Origin of the sequence: Chitinimonas sp. JJ19 (assembly GCF_036961565.1) — a bacterium.
Taxonomy (GTDB): domain Bacteria; phylum Pseudomonadota; class Gammaproteobacteria; order Burkholderiales; family Chitinimonadaceae; genus Chitinimonas.
The window spans coordinates 43,383-65,687 of record NZ_JBAMDD010000006.1 but is presented as its reverse complement, the minus strand read 5'-3'; the positions used below and the strand labels follow the sequence as shown (position 1 = coordinate 65,687).

Below are 22,305 nucleotides of genomic sequence, written 5' to 3'. Positions count from 1 at the left end.
AGGCCGGAAGGAAATGCTGCAGCGCGGGGTAAGCCCGACTATATATAAATCCCCTTTGCATAAAATGGTCCGATGAGTACACCCATCGAAACCCGCTATGGTGCTGATCTGTTCCGCCGTCTGGTCGAGGAGGCCGAGGAGGGAGTGTGGGTTATCGATGCCGATAGCCTGACCGTCTATCTGAATGCCCGCATGGCCGGCATGCTGGGCGGACAGGTGGAAAGCCTGCTGGGCAAGCCGTTATGGGATTTCATGGACGAGGCCCAGCGTGAATTGGCCCAGGGCAATGTGGCACGGCGGCGGCAGGGCATCAGCGAGAAACATGAGTTTCTGTTCCGCCGGCTGGATGGCAGCCGTTTCTGGGCTGATCTGTCTACAGCCCCGCTGCTCAATGCCGATGGCAGCTATGCCGGCTGCTTTGCCTTTGTCAGCGATATCAGCTGGCGCAAGGCTGCCGAGCAGGCACTGAGCGAGAGCGAGCGTGCTTACCGGGAAGTGTTCGAGCGCAGCCATGCGGTCAAGCTGATGCTGGAACCGGAGAGCGGCGCCATCGTGGCGGCCAATGCCGCGGCCCGCGAATACTATGGCTATACGGCGGAAGAGTTCGCCCGTCTCAATGTCAGCCAGATCAACACCCTGCCGCCCGAAGCCATCGCCGTCGAGATCAAGCTGGCCCGCAGCGAGCAGCGCAGCTATTTTCTGTTCCGTCACCGCCTCAAGAGTGGCGAGATACGCGATGTGGAAGTCCACTCCAACCCCATCTCGGTGGGGGGGCGCGAGCTACTGTATTCCATCATTCACGATATAGGCCGGCAGACCGAGGCCGAGCGGCGCATGCGCCTGACCCGCCATACCTTCGAGCATGCGCATATTGCAGCGGTATGGGTGGCAACCGATGGTTGCATACGCGACGCCAATGCCTACGCCTGCCGCATGCTGCAAGGCACGCTGGCGCAGGTGGTGGGGCAGCCGGTGTGGCGGTATGCGCCGCAGCTGCAGGAGGCGCAGTGGCAGGAGCGCTGGAACCAGATCAAGGCGGCGGGCGCGCTTAGTTTCCGCCTGGACATCGCGGGCGCCGATGGCAAATCGACGCCTATCGAGGTGCATGCCACCCATATGGCCTTTGATGGCGACGAGTTCATCATCGCCTATGCCCGTAATATCCAGGATCAGGTGCGGGCCGAGGGACTGCTCAGCCTTCAGCACGAGGTGCTGGAGAGCCTGGCCGCAGGCCATGCACTCGGCCAGGTCATGGAAGCGACCGCGCGCGGGGTGGAAACCCTGCTGCCGGATACGCGTTGCTCCATCCTGATACTGGATGGCAATCAGCTGCGCCACGGCGCCTCGCCCAGCCTCGCACCGGCCTTCATGGCGGCCATAGAAGGCCTCAGCATCGGTCCCCGCGCGGGCTCCTGTGGCTCGGCGGCGTATTTCAACCGGGTGGTGGAGGTGGAGGATGTGGCCCACGATCCGCTATGGCAGGGCTATGCGCAACTGGCCAGCGAACACGGCGTGGCCGCCTGCTGGTCCACCCCCATACATGGCAGCGACGGCAGAGTGCTGGGCACCTTTGCCATCTACTACGGTGAGCGGCGCCTCCCCAGCGAGTTCCATCGCCGGGTGGTCGATGCCTGTACCCATTTGATCGGCATCGCCATTGAGCACCGCGAGGCCGAGGCCAGAGTACATAGCCTGGCCTTCTATGATCCGCTGACCGGCCTGCCCAACCGCTCGCTGTTTGCCGACCGGGTGGAGCTGGCGCTGGCCCATGCGATACGGGACAACAGCCCGCTGGCCGTGCTGTTTGTCGACCTGGACCGCTTCAAGACCATCAATGACTCGTTGGGCCATGCAGCGGGCGATCGCTTGCTCAAGACCATGGCGACAAGGCTGGAGCAGGTGGTGCGGGAGTCGGATACCGTCTGCCGCCAGGGGGGCGATGAGTTTGTCCTGCTGCTCAACGACTGCGACGCCCTGGGTGCCGCCAGCGTGGCCGAGAAGCTGATTGCAGCGGCGGCCGAGAAAGTGGAGTTCGACGGCCTGGCCCTGAATGGCTCGGCCAGCGTGGGCATTGCCTTGTTCCCCGATGACGGCACCGACTACGACAACCTGCTCAAGCACGCCGATGCCGCCATGTATCGGGCCAAGGAGCTGGGCCGCAATGCCTTCTGTTTCTACCAGCCCGCCATGGACAAGGATGCTGCCGAACGGCTGGAAGTGGAGGCCGCCCTGCGGCTGGCGCTAAGCCGGCAGGAGCTGTTGCTGCACTACCAGCCCCAGGTGCATATCGCGGATGGCAGCATCTATGGCTTGGAAGCGCTGGTACGATGGCGGCACCCGCAGTGGGGCATGGTATCGCCGGCCCGGTTCATTCCCATAGCCGAGGAGAGCGGGCTGATCGATGCGGTGGGTAGCTGGGTGCTGGACGAGGCCTGCCGGCAGATGGCCGAGTGGGTACGCATAGGCATCGCCCCGCCCCGCATCTCGGTCAACCTGTCGGCCCGGCAGTTCCGCCATGATGATATCCCGGCCCTGGTGGGCCAGACCTTGGCTCGCCATGGCTTGGCGCCGGCGCAACTGACACTGGAGATTACCGAAAGCCTGATGATGGTGCGGGATGAACAGACCCTGGCCGCCCTGAACAAGCTCGATGCCATGGGGGTGGCGCTGGCGGTGGATGACTTCGGGACGGGCTACTCCAGCCTGGGTTACCTCAAGCGCTACCCGGTGGGCGAGCTCAAGCTGGACCAGAGCTTTGTACGCGACCTGAGCGAGGATGCAGAAGACCGCGCCCTGGCCAGTGCGGTGGTGCGCATAGGCCAGAGCCTGCGGATGACGGTGGTAGCCGAGGGCGTGGAAACCGCCGAGCAACTGGCCTTCCTGCAATCGGAAGGTTGCGACGTGGCGCAGGGCTACCATTTTGCCCGGCCACTGGCACCGGTTGAACTCGCCTTGTGGCTGGCCGCCCGGCTGAACCGGCCGCCGCACTAACCCTGGGTAGCCTCCGGTGGGGCCCTCAGCCTGTCCGCCAGGCCACTATCCCGCTGGACGCTGCGCTGCAGCGCACCTGCCAGTGTTGCGGCCGAACCCCATACTGCCACCTTGTGGCGGGCACGGGTCAAGGCCGTGTAGATCAGGCTGCGGCTAAGCACGGCAGCGTCTTCATCAGGCAGCAGCAACCAGACTTCATCAAACTCCGAGCCTTGCGACTGGTGTACGGTCAGGGCAAAGGCGGTTTCGTGGCGGGGCAGGCGGGTGGGTGCGTAGCCGCGCCAGCCGCTCTCCTGCGGGAAATACACCCGCAAGCCCTGTTCGCTCTCCAATACCAGGCCCACGTCGCCATTGGCCAGGCCCAGCACGCTGTCGTTGACCCGAACAATGACGGGTCGGCCGGCATACCAGGGTTGGCGGCGGGGATCCTGCTGCAGCAAGCGGGTTTCCAGCAGGCGGTTGATGGCTTCCAGCCCCACCGGGCCTTCACGCAAGGCACAGAGTAGCCGCAGGCGGTGGAAATGGTGGTAGGCGGCATCGACGTCGCGCGCCGCTACCGCCTCGCGGTAGTCCGCCAGCCGGGTTTGCAGCTGCGCCAGCAGCAGACCCTGCCAGTCGCGGCACAGGCCCGGCTGCCAGGCCAGGTCGGGAGGAGGATCGCGCAGCAACTGTAATGCACCCTGGCTGTCTCCGGCATTGGCGCAGCGAGCCAGGGCACCGATGCCGCTATCGCTGCCAAAGCGATGGCTGACATTGAGCAGGGCAATACCATCGGCCAGGGCCGAGGTGGGCTTGCCGGGCGGTAGGCGGGCTCCCGTGGCGGCCGCCAGGCGGCGGCTGCCATCCGGTGTGCGCCCTGCCTGCCGCACCAGTTCGGCAAAGGCACTGCCGGCTTCTACCGATGCCAGTTGATCGCGGTCGCCCAGCAGTATCAGCCGCGCATGCCGGGGTAGTGCTGCCAGCAGGCGGGCGAACAGCGCCAGATCGATCATCGAGGCTTCGTCCACTACCAGGATATCCAATCCCAGCGGTTGGCCAGGGCCGTAGCGAGGTTGCGCACCGTCGGGTCGGAAACCCAGCAGCCGGTGCAGGGTCTGGGCCTCTTCTGGCAGGGCGGCGCGGGTAATCATGTCTATGGGCAGCCGGTCGCGCGCCTGCTTGAGGGCTTCCACCATGCGGGCGGCCGCTCGGCCGGTGGGGGCGGCCAGCACGATGCGTGCGGCGGGCTCCAGTTGCACCAGTGCGGCCAGCACCTTGGCCACGGTGGTGGTCTTGCCGGTGCCCGGCCCACCCGAGATCACCGCGATGCGGTTGAGCAGGGCTGTGGCCGCCGCCAGTCTTTGGCCATCGTCGCTGGCCGTACCGGCAAACAAGGGGTCCAGTACGGTACGCGCCTGCTTGGGTGTCAGCTCGGTGGCGCTGGCGCGCTGTGCCAGTTCGGCGGCCACCGTCAGTTCGTCCGCCCACAGCCGGCCCAGGTAAAGGCGGTCGCCATCCATCACCAGTGGAGCGTAGCCTTCCGCCAGGGCGACAAAACCGCTCTGTAGCAACGCCATACGCCAGGTTTTCAGCTCGGGCAGGATCATGCCCTGCCAATGCTGGCCTGCCATTTCGCTCAGATGGAGGCAGACATGCCCTTCCTCCGCGCGGCTGGCGACCAGGGCCGCCGCCTGCAAGGCCGCTTGTGCGGCGGCTGGAAAGCGCTGCTCCAGCCAGGCCTTCAGTTCGGCGGCGAACGGCGGCAGGGTGGCGATATTCATGCGGGCACTCCACAGAACAGGGCTTCCAGCGCGGTGATCAGGGCCAGCGGCGGGCGATAGTGCCAGACCCCCCGCCCTGCCGGGGTGATGCCGCGCAGGAACAGGTAAAGGGCGCCGCCAAAGTCGCGCTCATAGTCGTAGCCGGGCTGGCGCCAGCCCAGGTAGCGATGCAGCGCCAGGCAGTAGATCAAGGCCTGCAGGTAGTAGTGCTCATCGGCCATCGCAGCCTGCAACCTGGCGCTGTCGTAGCCCATCAGGCGGTTGGATTTCCAATCCAGCACATAGTGGCGGCCATCAAGCTGGCAGACCAGGTCGATAAAGCCTTTCAGGTAACCCTGTCCGACCTCGGCATGCAGGCGCTGGGCGGCCTCGGCAAAGCAGGCGGGCAGGCCGTGCGCGGGGTCGGCCAGGATGGCGATCAGCTGGGGCCAGGCAAACGGCTGCAGGGTATAGGTGAACTCCATCTCCACCAGTCGCTGGCTGGCGGGCACCTGGGCCAGGCAGGTCGCGGCCGGCGTCAGCGGCGCATGCAGGGTGGCCTCGACCAGATCGGCCGCCATGCCGGCCCACTGCGGGTCGAAGCCATGGGCCTGCAGCTGCCGCTGCGCCAGTGCTTCCAGGGCCGGCCTATCGTGCCGGCTGTAGTCCCATAGCTCGAACAGCGCATGCAGGCAGACACCTGCACGCGGCCCGGCCGGAAAACTGTCGTAGGGGCCGAGTTCGTCGGCCATGGCCGGCTCCGGTGGGGCTACCGTCGCATCGTGGTCCGGGGCCTCGTCGTGCAGACCGGCGGTCAAGCCGGAGAAACTGCTCATGCGCCATTGCCACTGCAGCGAGCGCTGCATTCTTGCCACCTGCGGTGGTGTCGCCGTCAGCGTGGTGTCGGCATGCCGGGTGGCAGACTGGGCCTGGGGCAGCCAGGCCATGGCGCCGGGCCGGGCACTGGTGATCAGGGCGTCGATCTCGGCGTACAGGGCTGTGGCGTCGCGGGCTTGTTCCTGCCCGCCGGCCAGCAGCCAGGCCAGGGCGCTGCTGGCCTGCTCTTTCACCTGGCCCCAGGTGATGATGCAGGCGCTGCGGGGACGGGTCAGCGCCACGTAGAGCAGGCGCAGTTTCTCGGCCAGCCTTTCTTCCCGCGCGCGCTGACGGCGTTGGTCGAACAGGGGTGAACCCAGGTCCAGTACATTGCTGCCGTCCTCGTAGCACAAGGCCCAGCGCTCGTGCTGCTTGAACAGCTGGCCATCCCACAGGAAGGGACAGAACACTACGGGGTATTCCAGGCCTTTGGCCGCATGGATGGTGACCAGGCGCACACGGCTGGCATCGCTTTCCAAGCGCATCAGCTGTTCGTCGTCCTCACCGCTCGCTTCGGCCAGATTGCTGCGATACCAGGCCAGCAAGGGGGCCAGGCCGGGCCGCTCCCGTCGCGCCAGCTCCACCAGTTCAAACAGGTGCAGCAGATTGGTCAGCCGCCGCTCGCCATCATGCCAGCTGGCGATACGCTCGGCAGCGCCGCTCTCTATCAGCCAGGCGGTCAGGGCGGCCATGGCGCCACGGCTGTGCAGCAGTTGCTGCCAGCGGCGGAAATCGGCCAGGGTGGCTTCCCAGCGTGCCTCGTTGTGCAGGCGCGCATACAGGCCGTCGGCGTCCAGCCCGGTACTCAGCGTCACCATGGCAGACCTGACCTGGCGATCACTGGGGTTCACCAGGGCATTCAGCACCTGCAGCAGGTCCTGGGCTTCTTCGGTCTCGAATACCCGCTGCCGGCTGATGCGCACGCTCGCAATGCCGCGTGCCTCCAGCGCGGCCTGCATGGCTTGCAACTCATCGTGCTTGCTGGCCAGTACGGCGATATCGCCGCCGCCCAGCGCCTGTCCACCCAGGCTGGCGCGGCCTGGGGTCAGTAGGGCGGCAATGCGGTCGGCCGTCAGGGCCACGGCCTGGTTGCGGGCATCGGCCTTGCCCAGGCTGTCGTTGCCCAGCCAGTCCCAGGCCAGGGCCGCATGCACCTGGCCGTCCAACAGCAATGTGGGCTTGTCGTCCAGCGCATCCACCTCGGGGTAGCCCAGCTCGGGCAGCAGGAAAGGCGCTTCGCTGCGGCCAAACAGCTGCGACAGCGCGGCGACCAATGCGGGTGTGCTGCGACGGTTGGTGCCCAGGCTGTAGCGTCTGCCCGGCGCTACCCGCTGGCGGGCGGCCAGGTATGCGTGCAGCTCGGCGCCCCGGAAGGCATAGATGGCTTGCTTGGGGTCGCCCACCAGAAAGGCCGGCGCATCGCCGCTACCGAACAAGCGGTCGAAAATGCGGAACTGCAGCGGGTCGGTATCCTGGAATTCGTCTATCAGGGCAGCGTGGTAGCGCTGTCGCAGGGCGCGGCTCAGTTGCGCTTCGTCATCCTGGGCCAGCGCGGCATCCAGTTCGACCAGCAGATCGTGGAAACTCATGATGCCCAGGGCGGTCTTGCGGGCATGGACACGTTCCACCAGCTCGGCTACCAGCCTACCCAGGGTGCGGCGCAGGCGGGCATCATAGGCTTGGGCCAGTGGCAGCGCCGCTGCGGCCCAGGGCTCGAACAGCTCGAATACAGCGGGCAACTCGGCAGGTGCCTTGAGGGCAGCTTGCAGCTCGCGCGCAAACAGCCGGCGTACCCGGCTCTCTGCTTGCCCCGGTGATTTCTCGTCCTCGGCAATGGCAGGCAGGGCGGGGTTGTCCAGCCATTGCCGCCACAGCGCCAGCGAGCCCAGCAACCAGTCCCGCCGGTGCGTGCCCTTGAACTGGCCCGCCTCGGAGCGCGCCAGCAACCAGGCCTCGGCGGCGGCGCCCTCCTGCGCCCAGCGCTGGCTCAAGGCGGTATGCGCGGTGACGAAGCGCTGTTCCAGCTCGGCCAGGCCGGCCAGCGCGGGCACCGCCACCCGCAGGTCGGTATGGCCCAGATAGCCGCGCAGCCCAGCCAGCCATACATCGGGCGACTGGCCGTTGGCGATCAGCCAGTTCAGCCAGCTGCTACTGGCCCCGGTGGTTTCGTTCTTCCAGGCGGCATCGGCAGCCTCCTGCAACAACGTTGTCTCGTCGGCCACAAACTCGCGTTCCAGCTCCAGGCCGGCCAATAGCGCGTGCTCGCCCAAGGCGCGCTGGCAGAAGCCGTGTATGGTGAAGACCGCGGCCACATCAAAGCCCGAGACGGCGGCCCGTAGCCGCAAGCTGGCCGGGTAGCGCTCGGCCGGCTCGGTCTGGGCCAATAGGGCGGCGCAGAAGGGGTCGGGGCTGTCACCCGTCTCGAACGCTAGTGCCAGTTCTGCCAGGCGGGCACGAATGCGGCCACGCAGTTCAGCAGTGGCCGCCTTGGTATAGGTCACCACCAGTATCTGCTCGGGCAGCAGCTGCCGTTCCAGCACCAGCCGGGCATACAGGGCGGCAATGGTCCAGGTCTTGCCGGTGCCGGCGCTCGCCTCGATCAGGTTGAGGCCATCCAGTGGCGTGGCCAGGGCGTCGAAGCTCATGTCAGCGCCGCCCGTTGCTCATGCTGCAGTAAGGGCAATAGCAACTGCTCGGCCAGGGCGACAAACGTGTCGTCCAGCGGCATCTGGCCGCGCCATAGCGCCCGCATGCCAGCAAAGCTGCCCTCGCCGGCAAAGCGGTCGGTGCCCAGCCAGGCCTTGCGGGCGGCATCCAGCGCCTTGGCCGGACTGGGGTCGCGGCCGCTGCTCAGGCCCTCGGCATAGGCCAGGCTGCTGCGCGGTAATAGCGGGATGGGGCGTGTCATGGCCAGGCGATAGGCTGCCAGCCAGTCAGCCAGCAAGCTGCGGCTGTCTGCCACTGCTTGATAGTGGGCGACTTCCTCCAACCCGACCAGGCGGGTAGTGCAGGCGATGCCGGCAGGTTGGCTGGCACAAAGCAGCAGGTGCTGCAGCCAGGCTGCCAGCCTGTCGCCTTCGCGCAGCTTGCCGGGCTGCCGCAAGGCCAGACCATCCGGCCCCAGGCCGCGCAGCAGACCTTGTAGCCGCAGTTGTTCCAGCTCCAGGTTGATGGCCAGTTCGGCACTGCCTGCCTGCCGCCATAGCGCCACGGCTGGGGCAAAGTGACGGGCTGATTGTTCGGCCCAGATATCGCCTGCCGGGCCGGCAGGCAGCAGCGCGGCACCCTGCCCCAGCGCGGTAAGCGTATCGGCCGAGTCTGCCTGGTCGGCACCCAGCAGGAGCAGGGCACGCTCGCCCGGCCTGTCTAGCTCGAAGGGCTCGCGGTGGGCCAGGGTGGCTTCGCCCCGGTCCAGCCTGACGCCCAGCCTGCGCAGAAACCAGCCGCTGCTGTCGCGGGCAAACTGGATCAGCTCATCCAGGTCCAGCAGCCGCAATGGCTCGGCCGGCAGGCTGGCGGTGGCCAGCGAGGGCGGCTGTGCCTGGCCCTGGCCGGCTTGCCGGGCGATGCCGGCCCAGCGTCCGTCGAAGGTAGGCAGGGCCGCCTGCGGGCTGAAACGCTGGGGTGAGAATGGCTGCAAGGGGTGCCGGTGCAGATAGGCCTGAACCGGGTCTGTGCCCTCCTCGCCCCAGCCTACCCTGATGGCGTCGAGCAGGTCGGCAATGACGGTGGAGGGCGGCAGGGCCACATCGCTGCGTGCATCGCGGCCGGTGTAGTAAAGCTGCAGGCTGTCGCGGGCCGCCAGCAGGGTTTCCAGAAACAGCCAGCGCTCGTCCAGTGCCCGGGCGCGATCGCCCCGGCGGGGGTGCTGAGCGATCAGATCGAAACCATCGGGCTGGCTGTCGCGGGGGAAGGCGCCGTCATCCAGGCCCAGCACGGCCACGATGCGGAAAGGCAGGTTGCGCATGGGCATCAGCTGGGCGAAGGTGACCCCACCGGTCAGAAAGCCACCGGCGCCCGAGCCATCCTTGAGCTTGCCGCCCAGCCATTGCAGCACGGCAACCCGGCCCACCGGCTGCAGCATGCCGCTGCGCTCACCCAGGGCACCCAGCTCCACCACCACATTACGCAGGGTATCGACGGCGGCGCGATCGCCTTCCAGATCCACAAACCAGCGTTCCAGCCATTCATTCAGCAGTTGCGACCATTCCGGCAGGCTGCGGGGCCGGGCCAGGGCGGCTTGCCAGCGCGCCAGTTGCCGGGCAAAGCGGCTGAGGCCGGCTACCCGGTCGGCAAAGCGCAGGTCCAGGTCTGCCGTCGGCACCAGGCTGGCAAACAAGGGCAGGCCACCGGCGGCCCCGGCATCGGGCAAGGCTACACCCAGCAGCAGGCGCCCCAGGCCTTCCTGCCAGCTGAAGGCATCGCCGGTCTGGTTACGGCGTATGCCCGCCTCGGCGATCCAGGTCTGCAGCAGGGGCAGGTCGTCTGCATCCAGGCCAAACTGCTGGGCCAGGGCTGGCAGCTCCAGCAAGGCGGCCAGGCGGTCGGCCTCCCAGTCGCCATCGGGCAGCCGTAGCAGCTCCAGCCAGGTGGCGAGCAGGGGGGAGCTGCCCAGGCCACCACGGTCGGCCACGGCATAGGGCAGGTGCGGCTCACCCTGGCCGAAGACGGCATCGATATAGGGGGCATAGGTCTCGATATCGGGGCATAGCACCACGATATCGGCCGGCTGCAGGCCCGGATCGGCGGCCAGGCGGCTGAGCAGGGCGTCCTTGAGCGTCTCCACCTGCCGCAAGGGGCTGTGGCAGGCATGGATGGCCAGGCTATGATCGATGGCAGGCAGGGCTTGCAGCGGTTCGGCATCGAGCAGCAGCAGTGCGTGCTGCAATTGGCCCAGCAGACCGCTGGCCGGTGGGCCTTCATCGGGCAGGCTGGTCAGTTCATCGGCGCTGGCCAGGTCGTCGAAGAACACCCTGCCCTGCGCCCCCCATGCGGCCAGCAGACGCTCGCCCGGCCCATGGGCCTGCTCCCGGTCGCTGATGTCGCCCCAGGGCTGGGCACAGGGATTCAGCGCAAACAGGCAGACATCCAGGCGTTGGCCCAGTACCTTGAGTATCTGCAGGAACAGCGGCGGCAGGCTGCTGCTGCCGAACAACACAATGCGCTCGGGCAAAGGCAGCGCGGCTGGGTCCTGCAGGCGTGCCACCAGGGCCTGCATCAGGTCGGCCCGGTGGGCGCAGCTGCGGTCACGTGCCAGGCTGCACCAGAGGGCGGCCTGCCAGTGCTCGTCCGGCCCCAGGCCCAGGCTGCGGCCTGCTTCCCAGGCGGCCAGCCAGTCCGGGCGGTACACCAGGTACTGGTCGAACACATCGGCAATGCGGCTGGCCAGCCGCCAGCGTCGGCGCTCCGACAGCACCTGGTGCTGCGCCTGGTCGGCCAGGCTGTCGTCTGGCGGGGTGAGATAGCCGGCCAGCTCGGGCGGCGGTTGCAGCAGCAGGGCGTGCAGGCGCCAGGCCAGGGCATCGCTGCCGAACGGGCTGCTGCGCGGTTGCGGGCCTAGTACGGTCTCGACCAGCTGCCACAGAAAGGTGGCAGGCAGCGGGAAATCCATATTGGCGCATACCCCGAAACGCTCGGCGATACGCAGGCTGAGCCAGCGTCCCATGCCGCGCGCCTGCACGATTACCGTCTCCTTGGCATAGGGCTGGGCAGGCGGTATGGACAGCACGCCGTAGAGCAGCGTGGCCAGGGTTTCCAGGCGGTTGGATTGGTAAAGATGGAGCACGTGGGCGGCTGCGAGCGTTGGGTGGCCCGATGATACCTGCAGGGGACGGCATCGCGCATGGCACATGCTGTGTCGCGCTTGCGACGGCCATGCATGCAAACGGGGATGCCAAGCGCGCAAGTTCAAGTAGAATCCTGGCTTTACATCGTTCTACTTTATCGGGCACCCGTCACAATGCTGACCTTCCAGCAAATCATCCTCACCCTGCAGAACTACTGGAATAGCCAGGGTTGCGCCCTGCTCCAACCCTATGACACGGAAGTGGGCGCCGGCACCAGCCATACGGCCACTTTCCTGCGCGCGCTGGGGCCAGAGCCCTGGAATGCGGCCTATGTGCAGCCTAGCCGCCGCCCCAAGGATGGCCGCTACGGCGAGAACCCCAATCGTCTGTTCCAACATCACCAGTTCCAGGTGGTGCTCAAGCCTTCGCCCGACAATATTCAGGATCTTTACCTGGGTTCGCTGCGCGAGCTGGGCCTGGACCCCACGGTGCACGACATCCGCTTCGTGGAAGACGACTGGGAGAACCCCACCCTGGGCGCCTGGGGCTTGGGTTGGGAAGTCTGGCTCAATGGCATGGAAGTAACCCAGTTCACCTATTTCCAGCAGGTGGGCGGCCTGGATTGCAAGCCGGTGCTCGGTGAGATCACCTATGGCCTGGAACGCTTGGCCATGTATCTGCAGGATATCGAGAACGTCTACGACCTGGTCTGGACCCATCTGCCTGATGGCACGCCGGTGACCTACGGCAATGTGTTCTACCAGAACGAAGTCGAACAATCGCAGTACGCGTTCGAGCACTCCAATGTGGAATTGCTGTTCCGCCAGTTCAATGACTATGAACAGGAAGCCAAGCGCCTCCTGGAGGCCAGCCTGCCCCTGCCGGCCTATGAAATGATACTGAAGGCCGGCCATAGCTTTAACCTGCTGGATGCACGTGGCGCCATCTCGGTGACCGAGCGGGCTGCCTATATCGGCCGTATCCGCAACCTGTCGCGCGGTGTGGCGCAGGCCTACTACGATGCCCGCGAAGCATTGGGCTTTCCCATGCTGAAAAAGGACTGAGGTCTCGCCATGAAGACTGCTGCTGCGTTGCTACTGACCCTGGGTCTTGCCGCATGTGGCGGCAGCTATATGGATACCGACAACGCCGAGCCGCCGGTACCGGTGCCTACCGAGAAGGAAGGCGACTGGCGGCTCTACGGTGAACAGCCTGACCATGAGATCCGGGTTTCCTGGGAATCCATAGGCCACGACGACAGCTTTGGCTCGGACGAGTATGTCTATGCCTGGGTGCGGCGGGCCTACAAGAAAGACCAGGAAAACAAGGAAGGCGATACCTTCCGTACCGAGTACACCCGCTTTGCGCTGGACTGCGCCAAGTCGGAGATGGCCGGGATAGCCGTGGAATACCGCGACAAGGACGACGACGAGGTCAGCCGCAAAGACTTGGCGGGCTTCCAGTGGGAGTTCGATCCGGTCACCAAGGCGGCCTATATGCAGGATTTCCTGCTGCAGGTCTGCAAGATCGCCCGCGAGAAAAAAGCGGGCGCCAAGGAATAAGCCATTCAATCCGGGTAGGCTTGCCGCGCAATCGCGCTACCTACCCCAACCCCGTGCTGGAATAGAAGTGCCATGAGCTCAACCCTGCTGATTGAACTGTTCACCGAAGAACTGCCCCCCAAGGCCCTGCCCCGTCTGGCGGCTTCGTTCGCCGAGACCATCGCCACCGAGCTGAAGAAGCTGGGTTTTGTGGCGGCGGATGCCCAGGCCGTTGAATACGCCAGCCCACGTAGGCTGGCCGTGAGCCTGCCGGGCGTGCTGGCCGTGCAGCCTGACCGCATGGTGGAGAAGAAAGGCCCGGCCGTGGCGGCTGGCTACAAGGATGGTCAGCCCAGCCCGGCTCTGCTGGGCTTTGCCCGCTCGGTGGGGCTGGCGGCCGATCAGCTTGACCAGCTGGTACAGGGTTCGGACGGCAAGCAGGATGTGTATATCTATCGTGCCGAGAAGCAGGGCGAGCCGCTGGCCGCCCATCTGTCGGCCATTGTGGCTGATGCGCTGAAAAAGCTGCCTGCGCCCAAGCTGATGCGCTGGGGTAGCCGTGACAGCCAGTTCATCCGGCCGGTGCATGGCCTGGTGATGCTGCATGGCGACCAGGTGGTGGCTGGCGAGGTGCTGGGCTTTGCTGCAGGCCACGTCACCGGGGGGCATCGCTTCCTGTCGCAGGGGGCAGTCACGCTAGCCGATGCCGACAGCTATGCCGAAACCCTGCGCCAGCAAGGGCGGGTTGTGGCCAGTTTCAGCGAACGCCGTGCCGCCATTGTGGCCGCGCTCAACAGCAAGGCCGCCGCCCATGGTGCCCGGATTGCCGGCGGCGACGCGCTGATCGACGAGGTGACTGCACTGGTGGAATGGCCGGTGGTGCTGGAGGGCAGCTTCGAGGAGGAATTCCTCAAGGTGCCGCAGGAGTGCCTGATCCTCACCATGCAGCAGAACCAGAAGTACTTTCCCCTGCTGGACGCCAGTGGCAAGCTGACGCACCGCTACCTGATCGTCTCCAACCTGGAGACTGCAGACCCGCGCTTTATCGTCAACGGCAATGCCCGCGTACTGCGTGCGCGCCTGTCGGATGCCAAGTTCTTCTACGAACAGGATCAGAAGCACCGCCTGGACAGCCGGGTCGCCCGGCTGGCCGAGGTGGTCTACCACAACAAGATAGGCAGCCAGCTGGAGCGCGTGGCGCGGCTGGAAGCCGTGGCCGCCGCTATTGCCGGCGAGTTGGGTGCCGATCAGGCGCTGGCTGGCCGCGCCGCCTACCTGGCCAAGGCCGACCTGCTGACCGATATGGTGGGTGAGTTCCCCGAGCTGCAAGGCATCATGGGCACCTACTACGCCCGCTTGGATGGAGAGGACGCTGCCGTTGCCGCCGCCGTCGAGGGCCATTACCACCCCCGTTTTGCCGGCGACAGCCTGCCCGAGGGTGCCATTGCACAAGCCGTGTCGCTGGCCGACAAGCTGGAAACCCTGGTGGGTATCTGGGGCATAGGCCTGATTCCTACCGGTGACAAAGACCCGTTTGCCCTGCGCCGTGCGGCGCTGGGCGTGCTGCGCATGCTGGTGGAAGCCAAGCTGCCGCTGGACCTGAAGCAATTGCTGGCTCAGACCGCTGCAGCCTTCCCGGCTGGCGTGGTGGCGGCCGATACGGTAGACGGTGTGTTCGGCTTTATGCTGGAGCGCCTGAAGAACCTGCTGGCGGCGGATTTCCCGGCGGCCGATATCGAAGCCGTGCTGGCCGACAAGCCCAGCCGCTTTGACGAGCTGGCCCTGCGCCTGGCGGCCGTGGCCGAGTTCAAGGCCTTGCCCGAGGCGGCGGCCCTGGCTGCAGCCAACAAGCGCATACGCAATATACTCAAGAAGAATGTAAGCGAAGGCCAGGCGCTGCCGGCCATTGCGGCCGGACTGCTGGCTGATGCGGCCGAACGCGATCTGCACGGCGCCCTGGTGGCCTTGCAGACGCCGGTGGCTGCCGCCCTGGCTGCGCACGATTACACGGCTGCGCTGAAGCAGTTGGCGGGCCTGCGTGCCCCGGTGGATGCCTTCTTCGACAGCGTGATGGTTATGGCCGACGACCTGGCAGTACGGCACAACCGGCTGGCACTGCTGGCGGCACTGAGCAACCTGATGAACCAGGTTGCCGATATCTCCCTGCTGGCGGAGTAAAGGCAGCATGAGGGATACCTTGCGCGATTACGAACGCGCTGGCGTGGCCAATAACTTTGGCCTGCTGCGGCTGCTGGCGGCCATGCTGGTGCTGTTGTCGCATGCCTGGCCGCTGTCGGGAAATCCGGCGGAATACCTGTCGGTCACCGTGGGTCTGTCGTTCGGCACCGTTGCCGTGAACGTGTTTTTTGCGGTCAGTGGCTTTCTGGTCTGTGGCAGTTATCTGCGCAACCCCAAGCTGGGTGGCTTTCTCTGGCGGCGGGGGCTGCGTCTCTTCCCCGGCCTGGTGGTGGCCGCCGTGGTGGCGCCAGCCCTTGCCTTCATCAGCTCGGGCCTGGACGCCAGCGCCTACTTTGCCTCCATCGATTTTGCCCGCTTTGTCGGCCACAACGCCTCCTTGCTAGGGGGCGTGCAATACAGCCTGCATGATGCCTTCGCGGGCAACCCGGCGCCCCGTGCAATCAATGGCTCGCTCTGGACGCTGCCGTATGAATGTACCTTCTACCTAGCCTGCGCCAGCCTGGGCTGGCTGGGCGTGCTGGGCAACCGGGTCGCCTTCAATCTGGGATTTGCGGCCGTTATCGTCCTGTTTGCTGCGGGCAACCCCAGCGCAGATGCGCAGCTGCCGGGCTTGCTGCTGTCCTTTTTGCTGGGCGCGTTTTTCCAGGTCAATGCCGAGCAGATACGCATGAAGGGCCTGCTGGCCTTGCTGACCCTGCTGGTGTTCTATCTGGTGTTCCGCCAGGTGCTGCCCATGGTGTGCTACTACTTCGCCCTGACCTATGGCGTGCTGTGGCTGGCCTATTGCGCGCCGGTGCCGCTACCGGGCTGGTTTGACCGGCAGGACTACTCCTACGGTGTCTACCTGTATGCCTTCCCCATGCAGCAGCTGGCGGCCTGGTGGCTGGCGCCACAGGGCGGGCTGAGCGTGGCCAATCTGGTCTGGCTGCCGCTGATAGGCACGCTGGTGCTGGCCTGCTTGTCCTGGAACCTGGTCGAAAAGCCGGCCCAACGCTTCAAGAACCAGCCCTGGCAGGGCTGGTTGAAACGGGGCGGACTGGCCGGGAAGCCGAGCCTGAGCCCGGGAAAATAAACACTTGGGCGTATAGTGCGGGACACACCCCGGGGCTGAACGATAGGCTAGTCGTCATCTGGAACGAAAGCGTGCTGATACCATGAAGCTGGTGATACTGGACCGGGATGGCGTAATCAACCATGACCGCGATGATTTCGTGAAGTCGGCAGCGGAGTGGGTGCCCATTGATGGCAGCCTGGAAGCCATCGCCCTGCTGAACCATGCTGGCTGGCGGGTGGTGATCGCCTCCAACCAGAGTGGCATAGGCCGGGGTTTTTTTGGCGCGGCTGAGCTCAATGCCATGCATGGCAAGCTGCACCGCCTGCTGGCCAGCGTGGGTGGGCGGGTCGATGCCATCTTCTTCTGCCCCCACACGGCCGACATGCAATGCGAATGCCGCAAGCCCAAGCCGGGCATGTACCGTGATATTGCCCAGCGCTTTGATGTGCGGCTGGAAGATACCCCGGTGATAGGCGACAGCCTGCGTGACCTGGAAGCGGCCGAAGCGGTTGGCGCCGAACCCATACTGGTGCGTACCGGCAAGGGTGAGCGTACCCTGGCTGCGGGCGGCCTGCCCGAACATACCCGTGTCTGCTACGACCTGATGGATGCGGCGCTCTACCTGATAGGCAAGGAAGAAGACTGATGGTGTGGTTGCGTTCTTCGCTGTACATGACGGGCTGGGCGCTGAACACCGTGCTCTGTGCCATAGGCTGCATGCTGGCCCTGCCCCTGCCCTACAAGGTGCGCTACGGCGTCATCAGCTATTGGTGCTGGTTTGCCGTGAAGTGGCTGGAGCTGACCTGTGGCCTGCGTGGCCGGGTGATAGGCCGCGAGAACCTGCCGCGCGAAGCGGCGGTGGTGATGAGCAAGCATCAGTCGGCCTTCGAGACCATGTTTTTGCAGCGCCTGGTGCCCCTGACCGCCTGGGTGGTCAAGCGTGAACTGCTGTGGATACCGTTTTTTGGCTGGGGCCTGTGGAGCTTGCGGCCCATCGCCATAGACCGCGCCAATAGCGGCGTGGCCAGCCGCCAGTTGATCGAGCAGGGTACCCAGCGGCTCAAGGACGGCGCCTGGATAGTCATCTTCCCCGAGGGCAGCCGCATTGCCGCCGGCAAGCGGGGGCGCTACAAGCAGGGCGGCGCCCGCCTGGCCTGTGCCCTGGGTGCGCCGGTGGTGCCGGTGGCCGTCAATTCCGGTGAGTTCTGGCCGCGCAACAGCTTTCTCAAATATCCGGGCGAGACCACCGTGTCCATCGGCCCGCCCATTCCCACCGTGGGCAAAAGCGCCGACCAGGTCAGGCGTGAAGTGGAGAGCTGGATTGAGACCGAGATGGTGCGCATCAGCGGCGTGGGCCCCTGCTGGCCGGCCAACAAGCAGCCGCAGGATGTCCATGGCACGATCGCTGCCTGAAACCCGCCATATCTACGCCCTGCAGGGGCGGGAGGTGCCGGTATGGCTGGAGCGCTCCACCCGCCGCAGTGTGGGCCTGCAGATCAGGCAGGAGGGCTTGCGGGTCATCCTGCCGCAGCGCTTTCCCCTGCATGAGCTGGATGCCATCCTGCGCCAGAAGGCCAGTTGGATACTGGGCAAGCTCGATGCACTGGCCGAGCGGCCAGCGGCGCCCCCCTTGCAGTCCGGCAGCCAGCTGGACTGGCTGGGCGAGCCGCACACCTTGAGCCTGGGGCATAAGCGCGCCACCGTAACGGCCGATGCGCTGCAACTGGTGGCCGAGACCACGGCCGACATCCCGCTGGCGCTGCAGAAACTGATGCGGCGCGAGGCGCGGGTATTCCTGGCCGAGCGGCTGGATAGCTGGGCGGCGCGCTTGGGACTGCGTTATGGCGAGTTCAAGCTGTCCAGCGCCGGCACCCGCTGGGGGAGTTGTACCTCGCAGGGCGCCATCAGGCTGAACTGGCGCCTGATGCAGGCGCCCTTGCCGGTGATCGACTATGTGGTGATACATGAGCTGTGCCACTTGGTGGAGCTGAACCACTCTCCCCGCTTCTGGGCGCTGGTGGCGACCGCCTGCCCGGATTGGAAGCACAAGCGCGATTGGCTCAAGCGCGAGGGCGCCCGCTACTTTGCTTGGTAGCTGCGGCGTTTTGCCGCAGCCTGCAAGGGCTGGGGCTGTACGCTTTAGAATCCCGCCATGCCCCATACCGCTCTGCTAGCCATCCTGCGCCGCATTGTCCTGCTGCGAGGCCTGACCCTTTGCGCCTACGCCAGCGCCATGCTGCTGGCTGTGCTGCTGTTCCGCTGGCAGCTGCCCTTGCTGTCGCTGGGTTTTATCTGCCTGCTGCTGCTGGCCTACAACGGCTTCAGCCTGTGGCGCCTGCGCTTGGCACAGGGTGGCGTGGCGGTCAGCGAGGGCGAGATAGGCCGGCAACTGGCCATGGATATCTGTGGCCACAGTCTGTGGCTGTTCTTTCTGGGTGGTGCCACCAACCCCTTTACCGCCTGGTTTCTGCTGCCGCTCACCATTGCCGCCGCCAGCCTGCCAGGCCGGCTGGTATGGCCGCTGACCGCGCTGACCATAGCCTGCTACAGCCTGCTGCTGCTGTGGTACCAACCCTTGCCCTTGAATGAATCCGATCTGGCGCAGGCATTCTTCCTGCACACCACCGGCATGTGGGTGGCCTTTGTGGCCGCAGCCCTGATTGTGGCCGGGCTGGTGGCCCGCATAGGGCAGCAGCTGCGTACCTACGAACAAGCACTGGCCGAAGCCCGCGAGGCGGCCCTGCGCCAGCAGCAGGTGCTGGGCCTGGCCATACAGGCCGCTGGCGCCGCGCACAGATTGGGCACGCCGCTGGCCACCCTGACGGTGCTGACCGATGAATTGCTGGCAGAACATGCCGGCCAGGGGCAACTGGCCGATGATCTGCGCCTGATGCAGCGCCAGCTGCAGGCCTGCCGCAGCGAGCTGCAGCGGCTGCGGGCGCAGGCCGATGCCAGTGCGCCCCAGCCGGTTGATAGCGCTGTGGCGATGTTGCTGGACGACTGGCAGGTGGTCAGGCCGCAGGCCAGGCTGGACTACCAGTTGCTGGGGATAGGCGAGCCACCCAGGCTGGTGCTGGATTTCGCCCTGAGGCAGGCGCTGCTCAACCTGCTGGACAATGCCGCCGATGCCAGCCCGGACTGGCAGGGCGTGATGCTGGACTGGTCGGCCCATGGCGTGCAGCTGGACATTGCCGATGCCGGGCCAGGTTTTGACGGCAAGCCGGCCGGCGATACGGTTGCCGGACTGGGCATGGGTCTGGCGTTGGCCATCTCGGCACTGGAGCGGGTGGGAGCCAGGCTGGAGTGGTTGGCCAGGCCGCAAGGGGGCACCTGTGTACGGGTGGTATTTCCGCAGGAGGAGCGATGAGCGATATCCTGATCGTGGACGATGATGCAACCCTGGCCGGCGTACTGGCCAGAGCCTTCAGCCGGCGTGGCTGGGCCTGCCGCCAGGCCCATGATGCAACCACGGCCTTGGCGCTGGCGCAGCAGCAGGCACCCCGGCAGGCGCTGGTGGATCTCAAGCTGGGCGAGGACAGCGGCCTGCGGCTGGTGCCGGCCCTGCTGGCATTGGCACCCGACTGCCGTATCGTGATGTTGACCGGCTATGCCAGCATTGCCACCGCCATCGAGGCCATCAAGCTGGGGGCGGTGCATTACCTAGCCAAGCCGGCCACGGTGGACGAGATCATCGGCGCGTTTGACAGGCTGCAGGGAGACAGCGAGGCCGAGGTGGAGGTACAGCCGCTGAGCATGGACAGGCTGGAGTGGGAGCATATCCAGAAAGTGCTGGCCGAGCAGGGGGGCAATATCAGCGCCACCGCCCGGGTGCTGAACATGCACAGGCGCACTTTGCAACGCAAACTGGGCAAGCGGCCCAGCCCCAATCCCCCAGTGCGGCAAGGCTGATTGGCCAGCCACCGCACGATTAGGGTAGACACCCACACCAGCGGCCGCTGTGTCCGTTAGAATAGCCCGCTGTGTCCACCCCACCGTGATTAGCCATGCCCGAATACTCTGTGCTCGACCAGGTGATGACCGCTGTGCGCCATGCGGCAGCCAGCGAGGTCATGCCGCGCTTTCTGCGCCTGGGCCAGGGCACGCGCAAGGATGATGGCACCCTGTTTACCGAGGCGGATATCGCCACCCAAAGGGCACTGGAGGCCACGCTGCCCCGCATCGTCCCCTGCCCGGTATTGGGCGAGGAGATGAGCGCTGCCGAGCAGGAGGCCCTGTGGGAGGCCAATGAGCAGCTGTGGGTGATAGACCCCATAGACGGCACCACCAACTTCTTCCACGGCCTGCCCTACTTTGCCATCTCGGTGGCCCTGATGCAGGGCGGCCGTACGGTACTGGGGGTGATCTACAACCCGGTGGCCGATGAGATGTTCACGGCGGAGCTGGGCAAGGGGTCCTACCTGAACGGCCAGCGCCTGCCGCTGAAACAGCATACTCCGTTGATGACCGAGGCCATTGCCGGGGTCGAGGTCAAATGGCTCAGCGGTAAGCTGCCGCAGCGGCTGGCCACCCTGCCGCCTTATGGCAGCCAGCGCAACTTTGGCGCCTCCACGCTGGACTGGTGCTATATCGCAGCAGGCCGGCTCGATGTCTATGTGCATGGTGGCCAGCGCCTGTGGGATTACGCCGCCGGTTGCCTGATGCTGACCGAGGCCGGCGGGCAGATGACTAGCCTCTATCACGACGACTACTGGGACGACGATGTCTGGCAGCGCTCGGTCGTGGCCGCACTCAATCCAGGCCTATTTGCCCAGTGGATGAAGTGGGTTAAGTACAACCTGTAGGCTATCGGCATCAGGCCGCCCGGACGTCCAGTGTCAGGGTTGCCCCGGTGCTTGCAACGCCCGTCACGCAGCGATGACTTGAGTCTGTAACCGGCGCTGAAGCTTATTCAGAACGATAACGAGCGTCAGCGAGGCTCCCGCGCGGCGGCGCGGGCGGGGGGTGTGGATTCAATCAAGGGGAGAGCCTACGGGTTCAGGCCGCGCTGACGTTTAGCGCCAGGGTCTCCCTGGCGCCTGCTCAGGTGTCACCTCCATCGATGGCTTCAGCCCAGGATAGGCTCGACAACGAGCGTCAGCGAGGCTCCCGCGCGGCGGCGCGGGCGGGGGGTGTGGATTCAATCAAGGGTAGAGCCTGCGGGTTCAGGCTGCGCTGACGTTTAGCGCCAGGGTTCCCCTGGCGCCTGCTCCACCCGTCATCACCCATCCACGACTTGAGTTCATACAGGCGCTACTGCGTCAGCATCGCCTCGGCATCCGCATTGCCCATATAGCGGCTGAAGATAGCCTTGAGCGTGCCATCGCTGCGCATCTCGCTGATGGTTTGCTGGAATAGCTTATAGATGGCAGGGTCCAGCCTGCTGCGTGACAGTATCAGCCCGTGTTCGACCTTGGCCTGCTCGCCAAACCAGGGTAGCCGTACCATGGGCTGGCGGGTGGGATAGCGCTTGGCCATACCCAGGGTGACCAGCGATAGCGCTGGAAACGCGGCGATGCGATTGGCTTCCAGCTGATCGAACAGGCTGCCGGTATCGGCCAGCTCATCCACTCGGCCGCGCTGCCGTAGCTGCTCGATAAACGGTTCCCACGCCTCGCCATGCTTGTAGCTCTTCACCACGCCCAGGCGCAGGTCGGAGTTGGCGAGGAATTCCTCGGGCTTGATCTGGGCCAGCCGCCGGGTGGTGACCAGCTCATTGCGTACCCAGAAGTACGGCACGAACTCGGCAAACTGGCGCCGCTCCGGCGTGGGTATGCCCGAGACGCTCATGTCCAACGTGCCGGCGGCCAGCATGGTCCAGATACGTACGCGTGATTCAAAGCGCGGCATGAACCGGCAGCCTGTGCGCTGGGCCAGGGTATCCACCACATCGCGGTCCAGCCCCTGTGCGGTAGCCGGGTCGTAAAGTATGCCCAGGTCGTAATAGGCCACCTGTATGGATCGATCGCAAGGGGCTGCAGCTTGGACCGGGCTGGCCAGCAGGGTCAGTACCAGCCCCCATACGGACCACGGCATGATGCGTTTCATGGTGTTTGCCCCGGGCGCGGCCAGCAATGGTTAGGAACTTACATGATGGTACATTTTTGCCACGTATTTCCACC

The 22,305-nt window shown here is 65.7% G+C and carries 15 protein-coding genes; 11 read left to right on the top strand and 4 right to left on the bottom strand.

Annotated features, from left to right (window positions below; all coding sequences use genetic code 11):
• The first annotated feature begins 72 nt into the window (after positions 1 to 72).
• On the top strand, positions 73 to 2,991 hold the full coding sequence (locus V7714_RS09145; protein WP_335709444.1) for an EAL domain-containing protein: 2,919 nt from the start codon (positions 73 to 75) through the stop codon (positions 2,989 to 2,991).
• Here the strand turns inward: V7714_RS09145 and recD are convergent.
• Genes recD through recC form a run of 3 tightly spaced genes read right to left on the bottom strand, consistent with a single transcriptional unit; the run spans position 2,988 to position 11,391 of the window.
• A complete protein-coding gene (gene recD, locus V7714_RS09140) occupies positions 2,988 to 4,751 on the bottom strand; it encodes an exodeoxyribonuclease V subunit alpha (RefSeq protein WP_335709443.1) in 1,764 nt (587 codons plus the stop codon). The genes V7714_RS09145 and recD overlap by 4 nt on opposite strands.
• The gene (recB, locus tag V7714_RS09135) at positions 4,748 to 8,251 is read right to left on the bottom strand and encodes an exodeoxyribonuclease V subunit beta (RefSeq protein ID WP_335709442.1); all 3,504 of its coding nucleotides are present in this window, start codon (positions 8,249 to 8,251) and stop codon (positions 4,748 to 4,750) included. Before recB ends, recD begins: the two co-directional genes overlap by 4 nt.
• The gene (gene recC, locus V7714_RS09130) at positions 8,248 to 11,391 is read right to left on the bottom strand and encodes an exodeoxyribonuclease V subunit gamma (protein ID WP_335709441.1); all 3,144 of its coding nucleotides are present in this window, start codon (positions 11,389 to 11,391) and stop codon (positions 8,248 to 8,250) included. The genes recB and recC overlap by 4 nt, the downstream gene beginning before the upstream one ends.
• A 174-nt stretch (positions 11,392 to 11,565) precedes the next feature.
• Here recC and glyQ point away from each other — a divergent pair, with 174 nt between their 5' ends.
• The 10 genes from glyQ (at position 11,566) to V7714_RS09080 (ending at position 20,988) form a co-directional block, all read left to right on the top strand.
• Entirely contained in the window at positions 11,566 to 12,456 is an 891-nt protein-coding gene (gene glyQ / locus V7714_RS09125; protein ID WP_284195732.1) for a glycine--tRNA ligase subunit alpha, read from the top strand.
• A gap of 9 nt (positions 12,457 to 12,465) precedes the next feature.
• Positions 12,466 to 12,954: a hypothetical protein gene (locus V7714_RS09120; RefSeq protein ID WP_335709440.1), complete on the top strand. Its 489-nt coding sequence runs from the start codon at positions 12,466 to 12,468 to the stop codon at positions 12,952 to 12,954.
• 72 nt (positions 12,955 to 13,026) lie between these two features.
• Positions 13,027 to 15,111 (top strand): glycine--tRNA ligase subunit beta, encoded by a 2,085-nt coding sequence (gene glyS, locus V7714_RS09115; RefSeq protein WP_335709439.1) that lies wholly within the window; start codon positions 13,027 to 13,029, stop codon positions 15,109 to 15,111.
• A gap of 7 nt (positions 15,112 to 15,118) precedes the next feature.
• Entirely contained in the window at positions 15,119 to 16,204 is a 1,086-nt protein-coding gene (locus V7714_RS09110) for an acyltransferase family protein (RefSeq protein ID WP_335709438.1), read from the top strand.
• A gap of 82 nt (positions 16,205 to 16,286) precedes the next feature.
• Positions 16,287 to 16,832, top strand: a complete 546-nt coding sequence (gene gmhB, locus V7714_RS09105) for a D-glycero-beta-D-manno-heptose 1,7-bisphosphate 7-phosphatase (RefSeq protein WP_284195736.1) — start codon at positions 16,287 to 16,289, stop codon at positions 16,830 to 16,832.
• Positions 16,832 to 17,599 carry a lysophospholipid acyltransferase family protein gene (locus V7714_RS09100; protein ID WP_335709437.1) on the top strand — a complete coding sequence of 256 codons (768 nt, stop codon included), beginning with the start codon at positions 16,832 to 16,834 and terminating at the stop codon, positions 17,597 to 17,599. Before gmhB ends, V7714_RS09100 begins: the two co-directional genes overlap by 1 nt.
• Positions 17,580 to 18,281 carry a M48 family metallopeptidase gene (locus V7714_RS09095; protein ID WP_335709436.1) on the top strand — a complete coding sequence of 234 codons (702 nt, stop codon included), beginning with the start codon at positions 17,580 to 17,582 and terminating at the stop codon, positions 18,279 to 18,281. Before V7714_RS09100 ends, V7714_RS09095 begins: the two co-directional genes overlap by 20 nt.
• A 57-nt stretch (positions 18,282 to 18,338) precedes the next feature.
• Positions 18,339 to 19,553: an ATP-binding protein gene (locus V7714_RS09090; RefSeq protein ID WP_335709435.1), complete on the top strand. Its 1,215-nt coding sequence runs from the start codon at positions 18,339 to 18,341 to the stop codon at positions 19,551 to 19,553.
• Positions 19,550 to 20,095 (top strand): response regulator transcription factor, encoded by a 546-nt coding sequence (locus V7714_RS09085; RefSeq protein ID WP_335709434.1) that lies wholly within the window; start codon positions 19,550 to 19,552, stop codon positions 20,093 to 20,095. Before V7714_RS09090 ends, V7714_RS09085 begins: the two co-directional genes overlap by 4 nt.
• A gap of 95 nt (positions 20,096 to 20,190) precedes the next feature.
• Positions 20,191 to 20,988: an inositol monophosphatase family protein gene (locus V7714_RS09080; protein WP_335709433.1), complete on the top strand. Its 798-nt coding sequence runs from the start codon at positions 20,191 to 20,193 to the stop codon at positions 20,986 to 20,988.
• Positions 20,989 to 21,436: 448 nt separating this feature from the next.
• On the opposite strand, the gene V7714_RS09075 is transcribed toward V7714_RS09080, so the two are convergent.
• On the bottom strand, positions 21,437 to 22,219 hold the full coding sequence (locus V7714_RS09075) for a substrate-binding periplasmic protein (RefSeq protein WP_335709432.1): 783 nt from the start codon (positions 22,217 to 22,219) through the stop codon (positions 21,437 to 21,439).
• Between the last annotated feature and the right edge of the window lie 86 nt (positions 22,220 to 22,305).

Coding starts and splice junctions, on each gene's coding strand:
- V7714_RS09145 (WP_335709444.1), top strand. CDS start 73: ATGAGTACACCCATCGAAACCCGCTATGGTGCTGATCTGTTCCGCCGT.
- recD (WP_335709443.1), bottom strand. CDS start 4,751: ATGAATATCGCCACCCTGCCGCCGTTCGCCGCCGAACTGAAGGCCTGG.
- recB (WP_335709442.1), bottom strand. CDS start 8,251: ATGAGCTTCGACGCCCTGGCCACGCCACTGGATGGCCTCAACCTGATC.
- glyQ (WP_284195732.1), top strand. CDS start 11,566: ATGCTGACCTTCCAGCAAATCATCCTCACCCTGCAGAACTACTGGAAT.
- V7714_RS09120 (WP_335709440.1), top strand. CDS start 12,466: ATGAAGACTGCTGCTGCGTTGCTACTGACCCTGGGTCTTGCCGCATGT.
- glyS (WP_335709439.1), top strand. CDS start 13,027: ATGAGCTCAACCCTGCTGATTGAACTGTTCACCGAAGAACTGCCCCCC.
- V7714_RS09110 (WP_335709438.1), top strand. CDS start 15,119: ATGAGGGATACCTTGCGCGATTACGAACGCGCTGGCGTGGCCAATAAC.
- gmhB (WP_284195736.1), top strand. CDS start 16,287: ATGAAGCTGGTGATACTGGACCGGGATGGCGTAATCAACCATGACCGC.
- V7714_RS09100 (WP_335709437.1), top strand. CDS start 16,832: ATGGTGTGGTTGCGTTCTTCGCTGTACATGACGGGCTGGGCGCTGAAC.
- V7714_RS09095 (WP_335709436.1), top strand. CDS start 17,580: ATGGCACGATCGCTGCCTGAAACCCGCCATATCTACGCCCTGCAGGGG.
- V7714_RS09090 (WP_335709435.1), top strand. CDS start 18,339: ATGCCCCATACCGCTCTGCTAGCCATCCTGCGCCGCATTGTCCTGCTG.
- V7714_RS09085 (WP_335709434.1), top strand. CDS start 19,550: ATGAGCGATATCCTGATCGTGGACGATGATGCAACCCTGGCCGGCGTA.
- V7714_RS09080 (WP_335709433.1), top strand. CDS start 20,191: ATGCCCGAATACTCTGTGCTCGACCAGGTGATGACCGCTGTGCGCCAT.
- V7714_RS09075 (WP_335709432.1), bottom strand. CDS start 22,219: ATGCCGTGGTCCGTATGGGGGCTGGTACTGACCCTGCTGGCCAGCCCG.